20 protein-coding genes and 1 other annotated feature are annotated in these 23,186 nt (G+C 37.1%); of the genes, 13 read left to right on the top strand and 7 right to left on the bottom strand.

All coding sequences use genetic code 11. The features are described 5' to 3' along the window. Positions 1-257: 257 nt before the first annotated feature. The 6 genes from FXF36_RS05335 (at position 258) to FXF36_RS05305 (ending at position 6,255) form a co-directional block, all read left to right on the top strand. Positions 258-707, top strand: a complete 450-nt coding sequence (locus FXF36_RS05335; RefSeq protein ID WP_151622810.1) for a GNAT family N-acetyltransferase — start codon at positions 258-260, stop codon at positions 705-707. Next, complete coding sequence (locus FXF36_RS05330) at positions 708-1,034, top strand: hypothetical protein (RefSeq protein ID WP_243143581.1); 327 nt, start codon at positions 708-710, stop codon at positions 1,032-1,034. A 53-nt stretch (positions 1,035-1,087) separates the two neighbouring features. After that, positions 1,088-1,930 carry a damage-control phosphatase ARMT1 family protein gene (locus FXF36_RS05325; protein WP_151622809.1) on the top strand — a complete coding sequence of 281 codons (843 nt, stop codon included), beginning with the start codon at positions 1,088-1,090 and terminating at the stop codon, positions 1,928-1,930. 77 nt (positions 1,931-2,007) lie between these two features. Further along, positions 2,008-2,190 (top strand): hypothetical protein, encoded by a 183-nt coding sequence (locus tag FXF36_RS05320; protein ID WP_174819716.1) that lies wholly within the window; start codon positions 2,008-2,010, stop codon positions 2,188-2,190. A 290-nt stretch (positions 2,191-2,480) separates the two neighbouring features. Next, positions 2,481-4,904: a response regulator gene (locus FXF36_RS05310; RefSeq protein ID WP_151622808.1), complete on the top strand. Its 2,424-nt coding sequence runs from the start codon at positions 2,481-2,483 to the stop codon at positions 4,902-4,904. After that, positions 4,897-6,255 carry an ABC transporter substrate-binding protein gene (locus FXF36_RS05305; RefSeq protein WP_151622807.1) on the top strand — a complete coding sequence of 453 codons (1,359 nt, stop codon included), beginning with the start codon at positions 4,897-4,899 and terminating at the stop codon, positions 6,253-6,255. Before FXF36_RS05310 ends, FXF36_RS05305 begins: the two co-directional genes overlap by 8 nt. Positions 6,256-6,261: 6 nt before the next feature. On the opposite strand, the gene FXF36_RS05300 is transcribed toward FXF36_RS05305, so the two are convergent. After that, complete coding sequence (locus FXF36_RS05300) at positions 6,262-6,843, bottom strand: Hpt domain-containing protein (RefSeq protein WP_151622806.1); 582 nt, start codon at positions 6,841-6,843, stop codon at positions 6,262-6,264. Positions 6,844-6,961: 118 nt separating this feature from the next. Here FXF36_RS05300 and FXF36_RS05295 point away from each other — a divergent pair, with 118 nt between their 5' ends. From FXF36_RS05295 to FXF36_RS05275, 5 genes are all read left to right on the top strand, one after another. Continuing rightward, positions 6,962-8,005, top strand: a complete 1,044-nt coding sequence (locus FXF36_RS05295) for an HD-GYP domain-containing protein (protein ID WP_151622805.1) — start codon at positions 6,962-6,964, stop codon at positions 8,003-8,005. Positions 8,006-8,621: 616 nt separating this feature from the next. Beyond that, positions 8,622-9,293, top strand: coding sequence for a PDDEXK family nuclease (locus FXF36_RS05290; protein WP_151622804.1), 672 nt, complete (start codon positions 8,622-8,624; stop codon positions 9,291-9,293). A 211-nt stretch (positions 9,294-9,504) separates the two neighbouring features. Beyond that, complete coding sequence (locus tag FXF36_RS05285) at positions 9,505-9,762, top strand: class I SAM-dependent methyltransferase (RefSeq protein ID WP_151622803.1); 258 nt, start codon at positions 9,505-9,507, stop codon at positions 9,760-9,762. Between the two features lie 56 nt (positions 9,763-9,818). Beyond that, positions 9,819-10,532: a dihydrofolate reductase family protein gene (locus tag FXF36_RS05280; protein ID WP_243143580.1), complete on the top strand. Its 714-nt coding sequence runs from the start codon at positions 9,819-9,821 to the stop codon at positions 10,530-10,532. A 30-nt stretch (positions 10,533-10,562) separates the two neighbouring features. Then, positions 10,563-11,438: an SPL family radical SAM protein gene (locus FXF36_RS05275; protein WP_151622802.1), complete on the top strand. Its 876-nt coding sequence runs from the start codon at positions 10,563-10,565 to the stop codon at positions 11,436-11,438. A 286-nt stretch (positions 11,439-11,724) separates the two neighbouring features. Next, positions 11,725-12,256, bottom strand: a sequence feature (16S ribosomal RNA rRNA prediction is too short). A gap of 359 nt (positions 12,257-12,615) precedes the next feature. Here the strand turns inward: FXF36_RS05275 and FXF36_RS05265 are convergent. Further along, positions 12,616-13,401: a Cof-type HAD-IIB family hydrolase gene (locus tag FXF36_RS05265; protein WP_151622801.1), complete on the bottom strand. Its 786-nt coding sequence runs from the start codon at positions 13,399-13,401 to the stop codon at positions 12,616-12,618. A gap of 163 nt (positions 13,402-13,564) precedes the next feature. Here FXF36_RS05265 and FXF36_RS05260 point away from each other — a divergent pair, with 163 nt between their 5' ends. After that, the gene (locus FXF36_RS05260; RefSeq protein WP_151622800.1) at positions 13,565-14,629 is read left to right on the top strand and encodes a 5' nucleotidase, NT5C type; all 1,065 of its coding nucleotides are present in this window, start codon (positions 13,565-13,567) and stop codon (positions 14,627-14,629) included. Here the strand turns inward: FXF36_RS05260 and cobI are convergent. Beyond that, the gene (gene cobI / locus FXF36_RS05255; protein ID WP_151622799.1) at positions 14,607-15,305 is read right to left on the bottom strand and encodes a precorrin-2 C(20)-methyltransferase; all 699 of its coding nucleotides are present in this window, start codon (positions 15,303-15,305) and stop codon (positions 14,607-14,609) included. The genes FXF36_RS05260 and cobI overlap by 23 nt on opposite strands. A 266-nt stretch (positions 15,306-15,571) precedes the next feature. On the opposite strand from cobI, the gene FXF36_RS05250 reads away from it, so the two are divergent. Then, complete coding sequence (locus FXF36_RS05250) at positions 15,572-16,303, top strand: CPBP family intramembrane glutamic endopeptidase (RefSeq protein ID WP_151622798.1); 732 nt, start codon at positions 15,572-15,574, stop codon at positions 16,301-16,303. A gap of 11 nt (positions 16,304-16,314) precedes the next feature. Here FXF36_RS05250 and FXF36_RS05245 read toward each other — a convergent pair whose 3' ends face one another. The 4 genes from FXF36_RS05245 to FXF36_RS05230 form a co-directional block, all read right to left on the bottom strand. After that, entirely contained in the window at positions 16,315-18,336 is a 2,022-nt protein-coding gene (locus FXF36_RS05245; protein ID WP_151622797.1) for a methyl-accepting chemotaxis protein, read from the bottom strand. A 297-nt stretch (positions 18,337-18,633) separates the two neighbouring features. After that, positions 18,634-20,064 carry a replication initiation protein gene (locus FXF36_RS05240; RefSeq protein WP_151622796.1) on the bottom strand — a complete coding sequence of 477 codons (1,431 nt, stop codon included), beginning with the start codon at positions 20,062-20,064 and terminating at the stop codon, positions 18,634-18,636. 857 nt (positions 20,065-20,921) lie between these two features. After that, positions 20,922-21,620: a hypothetical protein gene (locus FXF36_RS05235; protein ID WP_151622795.1), complete on the bottom strand. Its 699-nt coding sequence runs from the start codon at positions 21,618-21,620 to the stop codon at positions 20,922-20,924. Between the two features lie 2 nt (positions 21,621-21,622). Further along, on the bottom strand, positions 21,623-22,444 hold the full coding sequence (locus FXF36_RS05230; RefSeq protein WP_151622794.1) for a ParA family protein: 822 nt from the start codon (positions 22,442-22,444) through the stop codon (positions 21,623-21,625). Positions 22,445-23,186: the final 742 nt, after the last annotated feature.

The following is a 23,186-nucleotide window of genomic DNA, read 5'->3' as shown; positions in this document are numbered from 1 at the left end:
CTTATAAAACCTGTGTATAATCCATTTTATAAACAATCAAAGAAAGAGGAGGTGTTCAATTATGATGAATAGAAAAAATATTATTTCTGAATATCTGTTGAAGGCCTCGGTTGTTTCATAAAAAGAATTCTATTTACCGTGGCTAGGTGCCACGGTATTTTTGTATAATAAGGACAGTTCTTTTACATTTCACAGGCCTTCATAGATGTTCATACAAGACTTTAGGAACTAGCATTAACATTTTATGGAGGATTCACATGATTAATCTTAGAAAAATAACAGAAGAAAACTTTATCGATGCATTTAATTTGAAGCTAGATGAAGGACAGGAAAAATACGTTTCTCATCCAATACGCAGCTTGGCGCAGGCCTATATATATCGTGACCAATGTCAGCCATTTGGGATTTATAATGATGATAGGATGGTTGGCTATGTGATGGTGATTTACGACTATGACATTCCAGAATATAACATCTGGCATATGATGATTGACGAAAAGGATCAGGGCAAAGGCTATGGAAAAGAAGCTCTAAAGCAGGTCATGGCCTACATTAAAACCAAGCCTTTTGGAAACTCGGATAGAGTGACTCTAACATGTAATTTAGAGAATAATAAAGCATTAGAACTATATCATGGTCTTGGATTTAAAGAGACTGGGGTAGTGGATGAGGATGAGGTAGAATTATCAATGACAATGGAGGAGTAAATGCATTTCGTAAATGCGATACTTGAAGAATGCATCCGAGTGGGTGTGAAGGGCATTATTTGCTTTGATATGGGCGTGACCCTAAGGGAAGGTGACAGGGAATATTTTTATGAGGCATTGGATAAAAATTTTCCAGGATTGAAAGAAAAATACATTAGAACCTATGGTAATTCCTATAATGTACCAAGTCCTAACAATGCAAAGCTTATGAGACTTTTTGAGGACACCTGCAAAGCTCATAACATCCTTTATAAGCCTAATGATTGCTTCAGATTTATGAATGATTTGCCTGAGAGATATGAACAGCTGACGCTAGATTTGATATAATCAATTGCAAGGCAGGCCCAAGAGTTTGCATATGGAAGAGGAGACTATATTGAATGAAACTGACACAAAGTTGTGCAAAATGCATGTATGATAGACAACAGCTAAAGACTGATGACAAGGAATATTTAAAAGAGGTTAAAAATATACTTGATAATCGTGATGAAAATGCATGTAGTGCAGAGATGAATTTTGCATTTAATAAGGCATATGAAAAATACATTGGACCAATGCCTAGTTTTAGAGACATTAATAAAAAATATAATGATTTAGTACTTTCCATGGAACAGGGCTTAGAAGAGAAAATAGAAGCAAGCGATAATCCGCTTGCTACTGCTCTTGTGATGGCTCGAATTGGAAACTACATCGATTTTGGTGTGATGCAGAATGTAGATGAAAATACATTTTTAGAACTATTCAACGACACTGACATGAGAGCTGATGAGCAGGCAACATTTGATTCTTTTTGCAATCAGTGCAGCAGTGGAAAATCATTTTTGCTCCTCACAGATAATTGTGGAGAGATTGTGCTGGATAAATTATTTTTGCGACAGCTTAAAAAGTGTTTTCCAAAACTAGATATTACCGTGATGGTTCGAGGTGGCGAAGCTTATAATGATGCCACAATGGAAGATGCAAAATATGTTGGTTTGACAGATGAATTTACCGTAATTACAAATGGTGAGAAGATTGCAGGAACTGTCTATAAAAGGCTTCCAGAGCAAGCGCAAAAAGCAATAGATAATGCAGATGTTATCCTGTCAAAGGGGCAGGCAAATTATGAATCATTTGCAGGTGAAGGACATCACGCCTTTTTCACATTTCTATGTAAATGCGATTTGTTTGTAAGCCGATTTAATGTACCAAGACTTACCGGAATGTTTGTTGAGGAAGCATAAGCTCATCGGAAAAATATGACTAGTAAGGAGATTTTTAATGATATATATAGGCTGTCACTTATCAGTGACAAACGGATATGAAGCAATGGGACGCCAGCTACACCATGAATCTTTGCTCGGCAAAGCCAGAGACTAGAGCCAATGCACTTGATATGCTTAAGCAGGATTTGCAGAGAATGGAACAGGTCCCAAATCAATATTATAATTTTCACCCAGGCTCACATACAGGTCAGGGATCAGAAGCGAGCAATAAACGGTGAGGTAGATAGGAATTCACAACTTATAATTGATGCAATATCTGAGGCAGCCGATAATGGGGCCGATATGTTGCTATGGCCGAGAATATCGAAATAATAAGATGATGGGGAATACTTTCCGTAAGGTTGATGCCTATGGTGAGCTATTGAACAAGGATATTAGGGAGCCGTTTATACGCCGGGGGCAATAATAACACTCCAATCATACTTTTTTAACAATATAAAAATAAGTAAATGATAAAATAAATTTGTGTTAGTTTGTATAACGATTTGGAGTTTACAGAGGACGCAGATTGAAGAAACGATATATTATCATTATTAATATTTTGATAGTAGGTTTGATTCTTTTCATTATCTTTAAATATGCCAATGATAGGGCAGAAGAGTCAAACCGTACTTCTGTTGCGTCTTTTGAGAAGATGACAACTACCACAGAGCAGATTATCTCCAACTATTTGGAGGATGAACAGCATCTGTGTGATATATGGTCAAATTACATCAACAGGTCTGCGGAGGCAGGCACTCCTATGACTGTTGAGGAGGCAATTTCATATATAAGAAAAGCAAAAATATCTCCTGAAATTTCAGGACATCTTATCTATATTGATGATGGGTCAATGGCGGGCATTTCCACTACTGCTAGTTCTACCGACGCATCAGATTACTCAGTAAATTATTCCCATATTAATATTTTTGAAAATCTTGAAATCAGTAATGTAGATGGTGTTGTAAACCTGACAAGAGCTTATACCAACCCATTGAGTGGCGTGCAGTCTATCGCCTTTTTGAATAATGTGAAGGTTGTAGATGATGAAACAGGCACTATGCGAGAGGGCCTGCTACTTCGTGTTGTTCCTGTGAGCCGTCTAGAGCACAAGCTTGTTTTTTTGAAGGGTGAATATGAAAACGTGGAAATATCTCTTATCGATTGGGATGGAGATTATATGATTCACGGAAAGTCACTGAAAAACAGCAATTTCTTTGAGTATTTCAAATCCTACAATCCTATGTCTACTCAGGAATATAACAAGGTTGTAGATTCAATTCGCAATGACATTGGTTCTATGCATATCCGTAACTCCAAAGGTGAGGACAGTGTTATAGCCTATGCGCCTCTAAGTAATTTGGATTACTGGTTCCTGGTGGCATATATTCCAGCGAAGGAGCTGATGGCAAACAGGTCGATAGATTGGATTCTTTTGGGAATTGTATCGTTGGGACTGGTCGTGCTTCTTCATTTTAACCTGGCAATTCTTCTTAAATTTAATCGAAAGCTGTCAGTGGCAGCAGAGGCTGCAAACCAGGCAAATGAAGCGAAATCCTACTTCCTTTCAACAATGTCTCATGATATCAGAACGCCTATGAACGCAATTTTAGGCATGAATGAAATGATACTAAGAGACAGTAAGGATAAGGGAATACTGACATACTCTGAGAATATCAGGACCGCAGGTAATACCTTACTTGGAATCATTAATGATATTCTCGACTTTTCCAAGATTGAAGCAGGCAAAATGGAAATTATTAATGTGGAGTATAACTTTACATCACTGTTGAATGATCTTGTAAACATGGTTCAGAGAAAGGCTGATGAAAAAGGGCTTAGCCTTAGGCTTGAGGTTGATCCTAATATACCAACGCTACTACAGGGCGATGAAATAAGAATTAAGCAGGTTATAACTAACATTCTTTCAAATGCTGTTAAATATACTAAAGAGGGTGAAGTTGTTTTTTCTATAGCCTGCAGTAAATGTGAAGCTGCCACAGACTATGTAAATCTTCATGTCAGCGTGAAGGACACTGGTGTAGGAATTAAAACAGAAGACTTAGACCGATTGTTTAAAGCCTTTGAGAGAATAGAAGAAAAGAATAATCGAAATATAGAAGGTACGGGACTTGGAATGGCTATAGCTCAGAGTTTTCTTAATATGATGGGTAGTAAGCTGCAAGTGGAAAGTGAGTACGGAAAAGGCTCTGAAATTTCTTTTGAGCTGAAGCAAAAAGTGGTGAAGTGGGAGCCAATTGGCGAGTTTGCTTCAGCTGTTAAGCAGCTCATGAACAACAGGGAGCTTTACCGAGTGAAGTTTGCAGCGCCTAAGGCCAGAATATTGGTGGTGGACGACAATGAGATTAACCTGAAGGTATTTGTTAGTCTGCTTGGTGACACAAAGATGCAGATAGATACAGCAGATAGTGGGGATGCCTGCATCGCCCTATTTAAGCGGAATTTCTACGATGTAATTTTCTTAGATCACATGATGCCGGATAAGGATGGAATCGAAACTATTAAGGAGATGAAAGAGTGCAGCGACACTCCTAATCAGAAGACGCCAGTGATTTGTCTTACCGCAAATGCAATTTCAGGTATGCGTGAAACCTATATAAATGCAGGCTTTGATGACTATCTGACTAAACCAATTGATACAAATAAACTTGAGAATATGTTACTTACATATTTGCCTCAGGACCTGGTGACTAATGTAGAAAATATGGCAGCAGAAGAGAAACAAGAAAAGAGCAAAGAAAAGAGCAAAGACGAGAACCTGCATAGTATCCTTGTGGTCAGTGAGAATGTGGGATTTTTAAAGAAGATAAGGGCTCGCTTAACAGATAAATATAACGTGGTGTTAGTTAAATCAGAAGAGCAGGCAATGTCTTATCTGCAGAAGCAGGAAGCCATTGAAACTACAGATACAGAAAGGAGAGAACATGAATAGACGAAATAATACAATTACTTCACTAATCCTTATGACGGTATTGGTTCTAAGTACTGTCAGCTGTGGCCAGACTCAGGAGCCAAAACAGAATGAAAGCCAAAGCACAGAGCAAAGCCAAGGTCAACAAGAGGGAGCAAACAAAGAGTTTTCTCCTAAATACCAGTCAGACACTGAGTTTAAGCTTTCGGTTGTGGGAACTTATTCTAATTTTGAATCCTTGGAAAGTGAATTTGAAAGATTCTATGCTTACTATCCTAATGGCGAGCTAGAGTACACCTACCTTGATGATTACACCAATACTATAGCAAAGGCTCTGGCTGGGCAGGAGACGCCTGATATCTATGTGGTACAGCCATGGATGTATGGAGACGAACGATTTGACTCCTTGTTTGATGGTGCTGAGGTTCTCTCTGCTCCAGAGCTTGAGATTAATCTTGATTGCATCCGTGAAGGACTTAGATGGGAGATGGAAAACAACGAAATACTGGCAATTCCAGTATTTGCAACCTCTTACGGGATGCTTGTAAACATGGATATCTTTGAAAAAGAAGGCCTTGATGTACCAGATACATTTGAGGAGTTAAAGGATACCTGCGATAAGCTTAAGGCCGCTGGTTACGAATCCCCTGTAATGGGCAGCAATACCTCCACGACACCGGGAATCGGCTATGCCTTTGCATATCCAATGTTCGCCAAAAACATAAAGGATGATAGAAGTATTGAGGATGATTTGAATAATCTGGTGCCTTCAGCAGGTGAAGCTATGCGTGCTTCATTAAGCAGGCTGAAGGAGTTGGTGGATTACGGCTGCATAGATATTGATAAGTGCACGGCTGAAATAGAGGACGATTACAATGCAGTAATAATGAGATTCTTCGAAGGGGATGTTCCTATGATGCTTTGTTCTGGAGATGTTGTTTCTGGAACAAAAAAGCGCGAGAGTAAGTCAGAAGCATTTGAGGCAAATCCTTTTGAGTACGATTTTTATGTAGCACCTTCAGGAGATGAAGGTGGTTATTATATGGATTCTATGAATTTATTATTCTGTATAAATAAGAATAGCGCAAACCTTGATATGACAAATGAGTTTATCCGCTTTCTTACAAATGAAGAAGAGCTTGGTCTTATGGCACAGGAGAAGAGACTTATAACTCCAACAAAGGATTATTCCCTTGATGAAGTATATGCTTCACTTTCAGGTTTCCCAGAAGAAAGGACTGTCAATTTTGGGGATATAGAAATAATGGACACTGCAGTAAAACAGTTCAGGGCCGCGGCTTATGCGGTGATAAATGGAAAAATGACAGTGGAGGAAGCAGTGGAAGGCTATGGCACAATACCAACTGACTAAAGTCACTTAGAGACTAGCAAGTATCTGCTTTGCCACCTCTTTTGCATCTTCGTAGTCAAGATTGGTGACGTGCTTATCCAACGCATCCAGCTTGCCAGCGAGCGCTTCATTACAGTTATAGGATAATAGCTGCTTTACTGCATCTTCAGCAGCACCGAGATCAAAATCGTCTATTGCAGAGATGAGCCTATTTAGGATATTTGAAACGGTGGCCTTGTCGAAGTCAGTCTTAGCATCCTCATTTTTTGAAACGAATGGCTCAAGGTAAGGCTTTAACGACCTAAGAGAGTTTAAAACCGCTGGAGTAAGCTTTTCAATTTGCTGCAGATTGTTTTCTTTTCCAAGCTTTTCAAGGGTATAGAAATCTTCGCCAAGGTCCATGGCGCCAATCATGCGGCAGGTGGTCTTGAGAGAGTGAACTTCTACAGTGTAATTTTGGATGTTTTTTTGTGAAAGATAAGATTCGACCTTTTCAATTTTCGTATCCATGAGCTTGTAGACATCCCCAAGAAGCTCAGTGAAAAGCGTCTCAGAACCAGCGTTTTTTATTGCTTTTTCTGTATCGATACCTGGAATATTAATGTTCATTGAACGGTTCCTCCATGGGCTGTTTCAATGTTTGTATAGGTTGAGTATATCACTATAAAGTTGATGTATAAACGGGTTTAAAATCATAGATGGAAGGAAATGCCTTATGGAGGTGAAAATGATTCCACAGATTATAGTTGTTGATGATGACCCTATAATTCTTAAAGGAGCCTGGAACACCCTTACAGGTGCAGGGTTTAAGGTGGTTGCGCTCAAATCCGGAAAAGCACTTTTTGAGCACATGAAGGATAACCCCCCGCCAGAGCTTATACTAATGGATATAAGTATGCCTGAGATGGATGGCTTCGAGGTTATTAAGGAGCTGAAAAAGAGTGAGGGTTTGTGGCGAGATACACCGGTAATCTTTCTGACTGCCAATGAGGATGAAGATGCCGAGACAAGGGGCCTATCCCTTGGAGCAATGGATTTTATCAGAAAGCCATTTGTTGCCAATGTTCTTGTGCTCAGGGTAAAGCATGCCGTGGAACTTGTCAGGCTGCAGAAGAACCTTGAAGGCATGGTTGAGGAGAAGACCAAAGAAAATGAGAATCTTTTCATCCACGTGGTAGAAAGCCTTGCGGATGCCATTGATGCCAAGGATAAATATACGAATGGTCATTCTGGAAGAGTGGCAGATTATTCCAAAGAGATAGCCAAAAGATATGGCTATGATGAGAAGAGGCAGGAGAAAATCTTCATGATGGGACTTCTCCATGATGTTGGAAAAATTGGAGTTCCTGATGAAGTTATTAATAAACCAGGAATGCTTACAGATGAGGAGTTTGCCTGCATAAAAAAACACCCTGGAATTGGTGCGAAGATTCTGGATAATATCAAAGAGATGCCGGAGCTTGCAGCAGGTGCTAAATGGCACCATGAAAGATTTGATGGCAAAGGATACCCACAGGGACTTTCGGGGGATGATATACCTGAAGAGGCCAGAATGATTGCTGTGGCGGATGCCTATGATGCTATGACCAGTAACCGTAGCTACAGAGGTGCTCTGCCTCAGGAAATAGTCAGAGGTGAGATAGAGAAGGGCAAAGGCAGCCAGTTTGACCCGAAGTTTGCGGATATCATGCTTAAAATGATAGATGATGATAAAGAATACCTCATGAGGGATAGACCTGTTGATGACACAAAAGATGATAATAGGGACTAGGCTAAAGCGCCAAAAGAAAGTAAAGCATGGGGATATTGGAACTCGTGATTTTTGAATCACGAGTTCTTTTTTAGGGAAAGAGCCTTTGTACAGAGCTCTATTTATTGGAAAGTAGTTTTTATTTGGTATTGGAGGACGGCGCATATACGACGGATAAAAGAATTTTGATTGCAAGTTGACAAATTGAAACACGCACGTTATATTTATAAATAATTTATGAAAATACATCTATTTTTATCACTTTTGTGGCTATTCGTCACAGTTTATCCTTATTAAACAAGAGCTAAACAAGGCATTTTACAGTGTTTTTTGGATATTCACCAAATAAAACTGTAGAAGGAAGCTTATTGGACTTGTGAAAAAAATGGAAGTACAGTTTTTTTGATAGTTTTATGAAAAAACACTGTAAGTTTAGATTTTGTGGCACAGTGTTTTTGGGGTGAAATGCAAATAAAACGGTATTGATGTTGTATATAAGAAAATTGATACAGTGTTTTTGAGAGAAACATTGAAAAACACTGTAACAGATAGTTTGACGAGCTTGAGCACTACAGTGTTTTTCTGAGGATTTTTAAAAAAACTGTATCTTGAAAAAAATAAGATTTTTGGAGGTTTAATGGAGAATTATAAGTATCATCTAGAAGAACAACTTAAGGAATTAAATGGTTTGATAAAACTGTCTAACAAGAATATTGCAAAATATAAAGATGCACCTTCGGGGCACATTCATTTATCTAAATGTAATGGAAGTGTGCAGTATTACTACATAGATAAAACTCTTGGTATAAGAAAGTATATGAATATCGAGGAAATCAAAACTGTAAAGAAACTTATACAAAGAGATTACGATTTAGCTGTAAATAAAAAACTTATAGATTTACAGATGCGTTTGAGCAGATTCCTAAACTTATATGATATTGACGATATTACTGGTATATATTCGAATTTGATTGACGGACGTAAGCGACTAGTCGAACCCATAATAGAGACTAATGAGATGTTCATAGAAAGATGGTATGAAGAACATCCAGGTATGCAGAACACATATCCAGAAGAAGGAATGTATCAGATAAACCGTGGTGAAATGGTGCGCTCTAAATCAGAAAAGATTATAGCTGATGCGTTGGATAAGTACGGTGTGCCATATCAGTATGAGCCAATGCTGGAGCTAGGATATAACACTGTGTATCCGGATTTTGTTGTCTTAAATGTCAGAACCAGAAAAACAATATATTGGGAGCATTTAGGAATTGTTTCAGATATGGAGTATGCTACAAAGAATTTTTAAAGATACAGAATTATGAGAAGAATGGGTACATTCTAGGCAAAGACTTGATTACTACAATGGAATCCGCAGACATGCCTATAGACATTAAGCTGGTGGAGCAGAAAATAAAGGAGTTTTTGCTATAATCAAACTATGCAACAAACTTAGGATTTAGTATACTATTTCAAAATGATAGGCTATAAGGGCGAAGGATATTTAAGGGACAATAGACATGAAGGATTGGGGACAAGAAAAAGATTACTTAGCAAGCACCAGACAGCATATGTGGAACAATGATTATTTTGAATTCCTTGTTAAATGTGTGTGGAAGATAGATAAGCCTGTAAAGATTATAGATTTTGGTTGTGGTTATGGATTTTTGGCTCAGATGCTGATGCCGTTAGTTCCGAGAGAAAGTAGCTACAAAGGGATTGATTTCTTAAGGATTATGGTGTTGACTCTAAACATATCATCGCAGATGCTTGCCTAGCGGCAAGATGTCATATCATTTCCTATGGAACTAAATAAATACAGGGAGAAGTAATAATGTTAGAACAAAAAATGGATCGAAGAGATAAGACTAGAAGACCTATCACAACACTTTTTATGATTATGTCTGTGGATGGGAAGATAAGCCCTGGGGCATCAGATGAGTTGGATATCGATAAAGATTTTCCCAATATAGATGGGCTTAAGGAAGGGCTTTCGCAGTATTATGAAATTGAGCAGACTACAGATTTGTGGTCCTTTAATACAGGAAGAGTTCAAGAGAAGATGGGCGTGAATGAGAAAGAGCTGCCAGATAAGACGCCAGTGTCCTTTGTTCTTCTTGATAACAGTCATTTGATCGAGCAGGGTGTAAAATATTTCTGCGCAAGATCTAAAGAATTTGTATTGATAACTTCAAATAAGAATCATCCTGCTTACAATGTTCAAGCCGAAAACCTACATATTATATATCAGGACGAATTATCTCTTTATGAAGCACTAGTTGAGTTGAAAGAAAAGAATGGCTGCGAAAGGATAACAATTCAAAGTGGCGGTACAATCAATGGAATGTTTCTTAGGGAAAAATTATTTGATTATGTGGATATCGTTGTGGCGCCAGTGTTGATTGGTGGAAAGAATACATCTACTTTGATTGATGGAAGCGCGATAACAAAGGCGAACGAATTATCTGCACTTGGAGTGTTGGAATTGGAAAGCTGTGAAGTGCTTGATTGTTCGTACATAAGACTGAGATATAAAGTTGTTTCTTAAAAATTTGAAGTAATAACCGGGGGCTGAAATATGCATTTTGTTGATGCAAAGGGAATTCTAACCACCAGTGGGGGACACTGTGGAATGAATATATATCGAGGATGTACACACGGTTGCATCTATTGTGATAGCAGAAGCAAATGCTATCAGTTTACCCATGCCTTCGAGGATATTGAGGTGAAGCAGAATGCACCGGAACTGCTGGAAATGGCTTTGAGGTCAAAGCGGAAGAAGTGCATGATTGGAACCGGGGCAATGTCAGATCCTTATATGCATTGCGAAGAGGAATTGCAGCTGACAAGGAAGTGCTTGGAAATCATTTTAGAGAATGGTTTCGGTTTGGCGATTCAGACAAAATCAGACAGGATTTTACGAGATATTGATTTGCTTGATGAAATCAATAGAAACGCAAAATGCATAGTGCAGATAACTCTTACAACTTATGACGATGAGTTATGTAAGATTCTGGAACCCAATGTTTGTAATACAAAGCGTCGTATAGAGGTGCTTGAGAAGATGCAGGAGCGAGGGATTCCTACGATTGTGTGGCTCACACCAATACTTCCTTATATAAATGATACAGAAGAAAATATCACAGCTATCCTAAATGAGTGCGCCCGCGTAGGAGTAAAAGGAGTTATAGATTTTGGAATGGGGCTCACACTTCGTGATGGAGATAGGGAGTATTATTACGCGGCGCTGGATAAGCATTTCCCGGGAATGAAGGAGCGTTACATAAATGCATATGGAAATGCATATGAATTGCCAAGCCCTAATTCACAAGCGTTAACGAGAGTTTTTAAAAATATTTGCAAGAGTAACGGTATTATGTCAACACCAAAGGAGTGTTTTGAATATATGAATGAACTGCCTGAGAGATATCAGCAAATGAGTTTATTTGATTAAAAGGGGCTGTGAAATAATCAGCTCATGAAAAAAAGAGAAGTAATAGCTGGAAACAGCCGATTACTTCTCTTTTTTCATGGTAAAATATTACCATGATCAATCAAACCAATTCTTATAATACTCTAAATCAGGGCGTTTTACCATTTTTTATTTCAGATTGCTTGGATATCTGTGATCCGGTTTTTACTTTTGACGAACTCGTGGGAGGTATGAATCTTGAGAAGTATCTGAAAAATGTGCCAGAGCATAAGCTTGGCAGAATCAGATATAATCCAGTCAAAATGTTGAAAACCGTACTATTCGGTTTTATGAGTGAAGGATATATTTCACTAAGAGGACTTCAAGAAAACTGTAGGGTTAACATTCGATTTATGTATGCTTTACATACCGAAATACTTCTTCGCTCACGCGGCGTCGCTGCATCAGGCTTGCGCCCATTGTGCAATATTCCCCACTGCTGCCTCCCGTAGGAGTTTGGGCCGTGTCTCAGTCCCAATGTGGCCGGTCACCCTCTCAGGTCGGCTACTGATCGTCGCCTTGGTGAGCCGTTACCTCACCAACTAGCTAATCAGACGCGGGTCCATCTTGTACCGAAAAAACTTTTCACACTGCTTCATGCGAAGCTGTGCGCTTATGCGGTATTAGCAGTCGTTTCCAACTGTTGTCCCCCTGTACAAGGTAGGTTACCCACGCGTTACTCACCCGTCCGCCACTCAGTCAGTAAATCGTCACCCCGAAGGGATCGTAATAAACTGCTTCGTTCGACTTGCATGTGTTAAGCACGCCGCCAGCGTTCATCCTGAGCCAGGATCAAACTCTCATGTTAAATATGTAAGCAACTTCAAGTTGCTTGAGTTCAATTCCAGGTCAGCACAAAACTGACTTGTTTACTAATAAAGGTTTCGTTTCATTAAGAAACTTAAATGAATTTCAAGGATACATGTTATAAAAACTCGTATTAATTCAAGGTTTGTTTCACTGTTCAGTTATCAATCTTCGTTTATTTCTTTTGCTGTGTGTGACTTGTTGTCCCTCAGTGCTCGATTATAATATCATCCTGATTGCAGGTTGTAAAGTGTTTTTTGCATATTTTTTAAAGTAGCTCTATTTACCCCAAAACCAGTTTTTGTTTGAATTGTGTTAATTATTCATCCAATTTACTTATATCACGAATATTTTATAAATCCTTGAGAATTTGATATACTCCCTTATCTTTCCATGATGGACAGATGTGAGCTGCATGTGCCTTTACCGCATCTGGAGCTGTTTCAACAGCATAGCTCTCTGCTGCCCTGTCTAACATTCCTATATCATTATTATTATCACCAAAAACCATTGTTTCCTCTGGCTTAATACCAAAGAAGTTCTGAATGAATTTAAGTGCATTTCCTTTATCAACGGACTTGTCCATAAAGTCCACCCAATCTTCGCCAGCCATTGTCACTTTTAAACGCTCGCTCCATTTTGGAATCAGTATCTCTTCCCCAATCCGTCTGATTGATGGTCTTCTAAATATAGAAGCTTTAATAATATCATTGCCCTCAGCAAGAACATCATCTACAACTTTATAATCGCATCTATATTGATTTTTAATGAAATCGATAAAATCCTGATTACGAGATTCTATATATGTAAGTCCTGGTGCTTCGCAGATCAGTTCACACCCTTCAAACGATCTGAGCTGATTAATTAACTCTGGAAGATATTCTTCATTCATCTTTGCCACATGCATATCATTTCCACGACATTTCACGTGCGCTCCATTATCAGCTATAAAGATCAAATCATCTTTGACCTCTCTAAACATCTTCTCCATGCTAGTAAACTGTCTTCCACTTGCAATACAGACTACTACATCTCTTTCTCGAAGTTCTTTAATCTTTTCTATCATTTCAGGATAAAGCTCTGGCGAAGAATCCTTAACCAAAGTTCCATCAACATCTGTTGCTATCAGTTTTATCATTTCTGTAACCTACCTTCATATATAATAAATAGGAAATAATCGTTAATCCCATTGGAATAAATATTACTACATAGATGTGAAAAAATGAACATGAATAATTAATTGTAGGTATCAAGTAATATGTATTATAATGAAGAAACACAAATTGTGAGGGGAATAAATAATGAGAACTTATAGCTTTGAAATTGATTTTGACGATGTCTTGGCTCCATTCTGCGGCATCGCTGTACAGCTTGCAAATGAAGAAAACCCTGGTCTTGATGCCACAATAAATGATATTAAATCTTGGGGTAATGGCGAGGATGGTTCAAAACAATCTATTATCGCTAAATATTACGACGATGAACGCATTCTTCGAAAGCAAAAAATATCTGATGAAGCGAAAACCTTCATATATAAATTGATGGAGATAGGAGATGTATATATTAACACTGCGGTATCTCCAAAATATGCTGGCCTTCGCTACGAACAAATTGCTGAGCAGCTCCCTGAATTTCCTTTAGAAAATGTTATCTTAACCTTCTCAAAGCAAACGGTTAAGGTAGATTTTCAATTGGATGATGGTGGACACAATATATTGAAAAGTCAAGCAAAATATCCTATATTAATGCGCCGTCCATGGAACTCACATCTTTCCGGTATACTTGCAGTAAATGACTATTCAGAATTCTTTATTTTAGTGGATCAGATTATCAATGCTTCCAGCAAAAAGGTGAAACCTACTGTTCCATCTGTTCTTGCACTAATTGGCCCTAGTGGCTGCAACAAAAATGAAATTGCTGACCGTTTGTCAGCTGATGGATTTGCCATGAGAATTCACTCTGTTACTACTGGTGTTGCATCAGAAAATCATGATAAAGTTTCAGAAAAGGAATTCTCAAGCCTTAAATTCATCTCCCATACAGTATATGCTGGAAATCGCTATGGTATTCCTAAAGATGCTATCGAGAAAGCTCTTGCATCAGGATTGAACGCTGTTATACCTACTGATATCACTGGTGCCATTGCAATGAAAAAGGAATATCCTGTTGTATTAATTTTCTGTAAAGCCAGCCACGAATTTATGATTGATAAGATTCTAAGCAAAAATCTGGATAACGAGGCAATCAAGTATCGTTGGCTTTCTATGGAAAAAGAGCTCCAAAATAAGGAGCTCTGTGACGTTGTCGTTAATAGCGAACGTGTCGAAGACGCCACCAACGTTATTAAAAATTTGTTTTTACAATAATTGTCATCATATACTGACTGTTATCTGGGATAGTCATTGCGCTTCTAAATATTTGCTCAGTCTCCATCCCACAGTCTATAACAGCGCAAACTGATATTTGACCTTGTAATTCCAATTCAATAAGTTTTTCTTTTATAGCGGCAATATTCTTGCCGCTTTTCATTATTATCTTGGTTCCAGATAACATAAGAGCTTCTTCTATATCATCCTGTCCAGATATAATATGTATATTCTCTTCTCTCTCACTTATAAGTATTCCACTTGCTGCAGCTGTACCACAAAACGATGTTACTCCGTTTACTATTTCCACTTCGATATCGTCAGCTTTGGCCAACTTCATTATATATCCAAAGGTAGAATAGATTGTCGGATCTCCAATTGTTAAGAATCCTAAATTATAACCTTCTAATATCAACTGCTTATAATGCTGATAAAACTCTTTATGCATCATTTCCAAAGCAGCCTCATCTTTTGTCATTTCAAAATCTAAGCTAATTATCTTTTTATATCTTAATTCTGGAACTGCGCCAAGCGCTATCTGATATGCTCTACATTTTTCCTTATCAGCTCTTGGTAGGCAAATAACATCTGACTCCTTTATTGCTCTGACTGCCTTTAATGTCATCTGTTCTGGATCACCAGGGCCCACGCCTATTCCATACATTATTCCTATCATATTATTGCTCTCCTGATTAAACTAATGAATTTAGTTGTTTTTGCATTATTTGTCTAATTCGTTTAAAGTGTTTCTTTTGTGCATTTTACTATATTAATCTTTTTAGTTCTATTTGTGCAATTTGTTCTTTTTCATTTCTTTCTAATATTACTAAAAAATCATCAAAAATATCTAAAATAGTGCTAAAATACATATAGCACTATTATTGTACCATTATTCTTTATTTTGGTATATTGTGCATAAGTAATACCAAAGGATAATTTGTTATGGAAAACGGCACTAAAACAGAGGCATTCAAGACTACAGACAAAAAGCAATATTCGGAATATCTTCTTATAGCGTTTCTAACTTATATGTCGCTATATATCATCTTTAATTCCGCATTAGAGCAATTCTTTAAATCAAACCCTATTTATAAAATTGGAAATTATGTGGGATTGTTTCTAGCCATTTGTACGCTTATACCTTTAGCTAGAAAAGTGCCAACAGACTTTCTGATTGCACCACTGAAGGTTAATAAGAAAAAAATATGGCATGCTCTAACAGTAGGTCTTTTTCTATGCTTGCTGTTTGGCAGCCTTATGATTGGGCTGAAATGGGCGATTCTACAAGTTGCTCCAGAACTTTTAAATCGAGCACAACCCTTTTTCTATTTTAGAAGATTAATGCCTGGAAGAATCACAACTAATACTATTCTTTATCCTTTTACTGCCTTTTGGCAGGAATACTGTACAAATGTGATGGGTTACGATGGCATGCGTACGCTCCTTGTGGGCAACCATCGAAAACATAAATCTGTTTCCGTGGTTGCACTGTTTTTTGGAGCCATGCACTATCTATATGGTTTTCCAATGATAGTATTTACCGCATTGTTCGTACTATTTATGAACTTCATCTATCGCAAAACAAAAAATCTATGGGTTTGCATGTTAGTTCACTTTTTCCTTGGACAACTCTTATTCACCCTTCAACTGCAAAAGATTGGACTAGGACTATAATTAAAAACATTCTATTTGAAAAATTCCATTTCCTTATTAAGCTTTTCTGCAATGTTCTTTAAACCTCTAGCTGAGTCTGCAAGATTTGATACCGTTGCAGAAAGTTCTTGTACTGATGCACCTGTTGTCTCTGATGATGCGGCATTCTCCTGTGAAATTGCCGACAGAGATGACATAGCATCTGATACAACATCATTTGATTCTACACAAGTACTAGCCCCTCCGGCTATCTTCTTAACACCCGATACTGTCTCTTCAATATCTGAAAGCATACCATTTACAGATGCCAAGGTTTCTCCAAGCGCCTCTTGTTGCTCAATGTTACCTTGTCTTACGAGTCCAGCTGCAGATACTGCCTGCTGTGCCTCCTGTAAAAGTATATCCATAACCTGTCTTATTTCCTGGGCAAGATTCTCTGAGTCATCTGCCAGTTTTCTAATTTCCTCAGCTACAACTGCAAAACCTCTTCCAGCTTCACCAGCTCTTGCTGCTTCAATGGAAGCATTCAATGAAAGCAAATTAGTCTGAGCTGCAATACCAGAAATTCCTTCTACCCTCTCATTTATATCGGATACAGCTTTCTGCGTTGCTGAAATTGTTCTAGCAATATCCTCAATCTTTTCTGTCATCTCACTACTTGAAGATTGTAAATTAAGCAGTGAGGTACTCGATGACTCCGATGCTTCTTTCATTCTTCCTGCAATTGATTCTACATCTTCAGTGGAGTTTTGTACTCCACCTACGGCATCTGTAATTCTTCCAACATTCTCTGCTGCTTGCTGTATCTCTTCCGCCTGCTGAATTGCTCCCGTTGCAATTTCCTGCACTGCATTGGAAACGCCTTCTGTAGTTGCCGCAATCTGAGATGCCATATCAGCTAATTCCTCAGACGATTCGCCTACAGACTGAGCAGAGCTCTTAATATGCCCCACTATCTCATTTAACTTTCCTATAACGGAATTTGTATTACGTACAATCTCACCGAATTCATCTTTTCTGTTTGTGAAATCATTTATCTCACTAAAACTACCGTCAGCTAATTGTGCTAATGAATCATTAACGGCAATAATTGGTTTTGTAAAACCATTCGCTAATGTAAATGAAAAAACCAAAACAATAATTAATAATATTACTCCTATGATTATTACCAAATATGCAGATTGCTTTGCAGTGGACATTACTGCGGCCTCTCTTTTAGCAACACATACTGTAAAACCAGACAATGAGTCTTTTGCATATGCAAGGTATGTAGGGTAGCCCGCTGCTGTAGATCTGTATGAACCTTCAATCTCCTCAGTATTCATATAAGGAGACGAGCTAAAATTAGGAACTTCATCATCTGGTCCTATTTCATACTGAGAGTGTGCAGCCATGTCACCATTTCGGTCAACCACAAATCCCTCGTCACATTCTTCTGCCAATATTTTGTGAAAATCATTTAGATTATAATTTCTATGAACTGTTCCAAGAACCTTTCCTGTATCAGGATCAATTACTGGCGCAGCCATACTAATACTTCTAACGCCAGTGGAAGCACTGATAATAATGTTTGAAACATTAAAACTACCTTTCATCGCTTCTTGGAAGAATTCTCTTTCACTAATATCTGTCAGCTTTCCATCATCATCTCTGAGAAGCATCTGTCCCTGAGAATTAGTAAGAACTAACACATTTCCATCTGCCAAGTATTCATCCAAAGATTGCATTTGTTCCTTGAGCTCGTCTAAATCAACTTCCTCGCCTTTCATAAATGCAATTGTAGTTGGAGAATCTGCGAAAAATGTAATCGACGATTGATTATTCTGAATGACGGTAACGATGGCAGCTTCAACATACCATGCTTGCCATTCAAGTGAATCAATGGCATCAGCCTTTGCCTTTGTCGTAGAAGTAATATAACTAATTACTACAGCAATAATAAGTGGTACAGCTGCAACTAGAAGCATAGCCGAGATTAATCTTGTTTTTACACTATCCTTTTTAGATACACTACCAGAACCATTTTGTCTTGTTTGCTTATCAGTTTTTCCCATTTATGTGTACCCCTCTCCAAACAGTAATATATTGTCAATTATTCTTCACAATAGAATATATGTATCCTATTATCGAGAATACTACATAAAATGTATATTTCTGTGCTTATTTTGTGAAGAGAGTATTATTAATAATTTATGCAAGACTATCTGTTAAATAAAAAGAGCGTAAAATCAACATTTCTTAGTAGATTTTACGCCTCACTTTTCAATATCTTGCATCAAAAATTACTTAATGCAACATTGCAATCTTTTTTCAATTAATTATGTATTTTCTGTGTTCTATTTCTGAATTTTCTAACGATTTAACATTTTTTTCTCGAGTTCACTCAAGTCTACATCTCTCTGAGAAAAATTGTTAAAGGCTGTAGTTGCCTTCTTTTTTGAATTATCCTTTATTGTTGAACTTGTGCCATTTTCAATCATTGTGCAAAGATATGCAACTCTATCCTCAACATCCGCAAGTTCTTCGTTGTCCATTCGCGCTTTGAAGCCAGAAATAACCTGCATCATATACGCCGCATCTCTGTTATTGCGCTTAGCACATTTATAAATATTTGATATTTCATTACTATCAAACACTATTCCTGTCATTCCAAGAAGCATTTTTATCTGATCCTCAAATGGATCCACATCAATAATTTTCACTTCTTCAGGCTTTGCGTCAATATAATTTTTCTTCGTAATTATGAATCTATATCCAGCCACAGCTCCATTAGCCTTCAATGGCGAATAGTCAAACGTAAAATCACATTCCTGAACATTGTTGATACTTGCCTTTGCAGGTTCAAGCACTCGACGTTCCATATCTGTTTTGCCATATGACTGTGGTATCGAGAATTGATGCTTTAATTCTTCCATTGACATCTCAAAGACACCCGGAATCGCAGTTTGATACGTCTTGTAGTCTTTTTTGTTCTCTAAAAACCAATATAGTGCAATAGTATACTTTCCTCTGAGCTGAGTTGTAACCTCCAGAGCTCCATAAGCGCCATGTACAATCTGAGAACAAAGTGCTAAATCTTTAAAGAAGTCTGATGGAACAAATTCAATGAAGGCATTTTCGTCTTTTGTCGCATTGTGGTATCTAAGAACATTAAACCATGGTACTTCAATATCGTCCTTTCCATCTGGACCCAGCTCGTCAAATACTAGATTTCTATCTTTAAGCTTTTTGGTTCCACTTCTAAAGGTTCGATATAGAGTTTGAACATTGTCATATTTAGAAAACTTAACAAAATCTGTAGGAGAAATACGGTAAGCTCTGTTTTCTGGAAATGTAGACATAGTGCCTAATATCGCATCAAATACTACATTTTCCTCTGCAGAAAACTCCATTTTGCAGTGCATAATCAATGCATCGGTTCGATATGCAATATTTACGCCACCCTTTTTTAATGGATGCTTGTTATCTTGCAAAGCAAGAAGTTTTAAAAGAGTTAAATGAGAATTTTCATTGAATGTCTCGATGAAATTATCAATAGAAATGGCTTCTTTTATGAAAGCCTTAATCTGAGCCTCATCCTCCCCTGAGACTGTAAGTCCAGTCTCATCAACCTCCGCTGCTTTAACATCATCAACATCAACAACCATGCCAGAAGCACTGAGTGAAGTTTGATGTTCAATCTGCCCAAGCGGACTTGCTAGTGGCTCTTCATCTATAAATTGTTGCGTTTTCGAATCAAATAGCCTGTAATTACCATTTGCATCTAGTTTTCTAACTGCCATAATATTCTCCCTGTACGACAAGACATTTTTTTGCCTTGCCTTAGATTATATCTTATTTGGTTTTAATCGGCAAATGAAAAGTTGGTAAGTTTATTGGGCTTTCTGATTATTTCACTTCCACGTGTCCAAATTGTCGCATTCAGACAAAATCACTACATTGTCTTGTTGTGTGTCTAATCTGTCTTCCTATGTGTCTATTTTGTCTTATTATCTCTTAATAGCTTACTACTATCGCGTTTTTACTAGGTTTTGAGCTAGGGAACAAGACATTTATCTTTTTTGTCTTATAATGTGTCTGTTTTGTCTTGCTTTACTCCACCTATTTATGCATCTCGATTATAATGTGTCTATTTTGTCTTGTTATGTGTCTGAAATGTCATTTATGCTGTACCAAAAGCCCTTGATTTTACGCGTTTTTTTGACTGTCATTAAATATAAATCCGTTTTGTCTTGTTATGTATTCATAATCACAATATAAGACAAAAAACTAATTTGTCTTATTTGATAATAATTAGCGTATTATTAGGGATTTTCATGTGTCTATTTTGTCTTATCTGAAGCAATTATTAACACCTACTTATACATAGTTTTTTCATATAAAAGGCGAATTTACTAGGGATTGAATCCGTTTTGTCTTGTTTTAGTGTCGAAAATGTCCGGTCAGTGTCGAAACTGTCGTAAGCTAGAGTTAAACTGTCGTGTTTCAAATCCGAATTGTCTTGTTTTGTTGTCAAAAGTGTCGTAGAAAAAATAAGAGAAGCCTTGAAAACACTGGGGTTTTGAGGCTCCTCTTATACATACTATACTTATATAATTATACTTTATATATACTCTTTCCAGAGATAGAGAAAAACAAATTAATCCCAAGCTGGATTCGGATCTGCTTTTCTAGATTTATGAACACACATAGCAACAAATGCAGATCTTTTCATTCCAACATTTGCTGCAGCTTGTTTAACATCTATCAGAAAATCTTCTTTGAGTGCAAATCTGTCATTTACTGGATTCTTAAGACCTGTCTTGGTATTCTGATAGGTTTCTTCTGTGTAATCAAAATTATCTGCTTTTATAGTCTCTATGTTTTCTAAGAGTATTTCTGCTAAATAATCCTGATATGTTAAGCCTAAACGGTTTGCTTTGATTTTGATGTATGAGATATCATTGCTGTCACAAAAAGCGAAAGTAGTATTTTTACGTGCTCCCGTGTAATCTGCAAGATTTTTCGATGCATTTTTATAATTGCGCTTTTTTTCTACTGGTTTCGAAGGAACAATAGGTTCTTCAACTGGTTCTACAACTGTTTCCAATACTGGTTCTTCAATAGTTGCTTCTTTATCACTGGTTGACTCCTGCACCAACTCATTTTTTTCTTCCTTGGTAACCTCAACTGGAGCAGGTTCTTTCTGTATTTCTTCTACAGTTGCAATTTTTGGTTCTTCTTTCTTGGTTGCCTTGTTGAAAGCGTCAATTCTTTTAGTGTTTGTTTTCTTAGGAGCGGTAAATGGCAGAGCTCCTGAATTGATTGAATATCCATTTCCCTGTTTAGCGATAGCCATTTTTATGCTCCTTTCTTTGCTTCGTCTTCAGCGGTTATGAATTCTTCTATAAGCTGCTTGTAGTCCAATGATGAATTACAGTATGGCTTATATTTTACAGCTGGCATCTGTTCGCCTATAGCATCTGAACCGTCCTTGCAGCCGCGGATAAACTGGAAATAAAGTCTTGTTCCGAGCTCCTGTGCAATAGCCTGAGCATTTATGTAGTCATTTTTGCAACTGTTATTCATCTTGAAGTCGGTAAATACTAGGCCGTTAATGACTAGATCCTGGTTTAATGGTGCTTCAACTACGTTTCCCGCCTCATCAACAGCTGGATTTTTAACTGAATTTATCAGATTAATGGTCGCTTTTAATCCTTCTGTGGCATACTGGTCACCTCGTGTAGGAATTAATACTTCATCGACACTAGATAAGACTGATCTATTAATGGCATTTGTTAAATCTGGTGGACAATCACATAAAACGTAATCATATCCTTCGATTTTATCTAATACACGCTCTTTAAATGACTTATATGTGAGTGATCCAGATAAAACAGCTGGTGTAACGTCTGAAAGGAAGCTATCGCCAGGAATTATATCGCCCCATTCTGCTGTTTGAATGCAATCCATTGGATTTATAGGCTTTCTAGGCACCCAACAGTCATATAATGTGGCAATTCCTTCTGGATTGATTCTAAATGTGTCTGTGGCATTAGCCTGCACATCACAATCTATTATTAATGTCTTAAGACCACGTTCGTTTAACAGGGCGGCCATATTGATTGTAAGAGAGGTTTTCCACTGACCACCTTTGCCAATACATATTGCTATACTTTTCATTTCTGTCTCCTTATTACTTTTATCGTTATTTACATAATATACGAATTATATACTAAAAAGGTTATATATGCCATAAGTAATATTTATGGAAGATATACTATTTTTATCAATAACATTATAAACGTTTAATATGGAAAAAACAACTATTCTACTAAATATATTATAAGTGTTATTAATCCTAATAACTCTAATAATGTCATTAGTGCTGTTTACGTCAATAACCCTCTTAGTATTATTAATACATTTTGTGTAAAAAGTCTTAATAATCTAAATTCTGCTTTTAATATCATAAACACTATTAACACCTTAAGTGTAATAAGAGTTAATAATACATTTAATGTAAAAAGTACAAATGACATTATTAATGCTAAAAATACATATTACACCTATGATGTAATTAAGGAAAGAAATACTAATAATACCAATAACGTGATAAAGACAAAAAACACAAATATCACAATAAACACAACCAAACACTTTAGTGCTTAAAACGTTTATAATTCTTATAGCAGTATTAGTACAAATAACGTTATAAACATATTATAGACAATTATGACTATAAGCACAATAAGAACAACAATCGATTTATACACTAAAAAGACTAAAGATACTAATAGCACAAAATGAGTCCCAAAAAGTAGCAAATTATTAAGAAAGTGTGCATATGGTAAATACCCAATAGAAGATGAAAAAGAAGTGTAGAAAGAAAATTCACCTAGAATTCACATAAGAAACATATGGA

This window comes from Pseudobutyrivibrio xylanivorans (genome assembly GCF_008935055.1).
In the GTDB taxonomy this organism is placed as follows: Bacteria; Bacillota; Clostridia; order Lachnospirales; family Lachnospiraceae; genus Pseudobutyrivibrio; species Pseudobutyrivibrio xylanivorans_A.
Note: the sequence above shows the minus strand (reverse complement) of the source record. Positions and strands in the feature narration are given on the sequence as shown.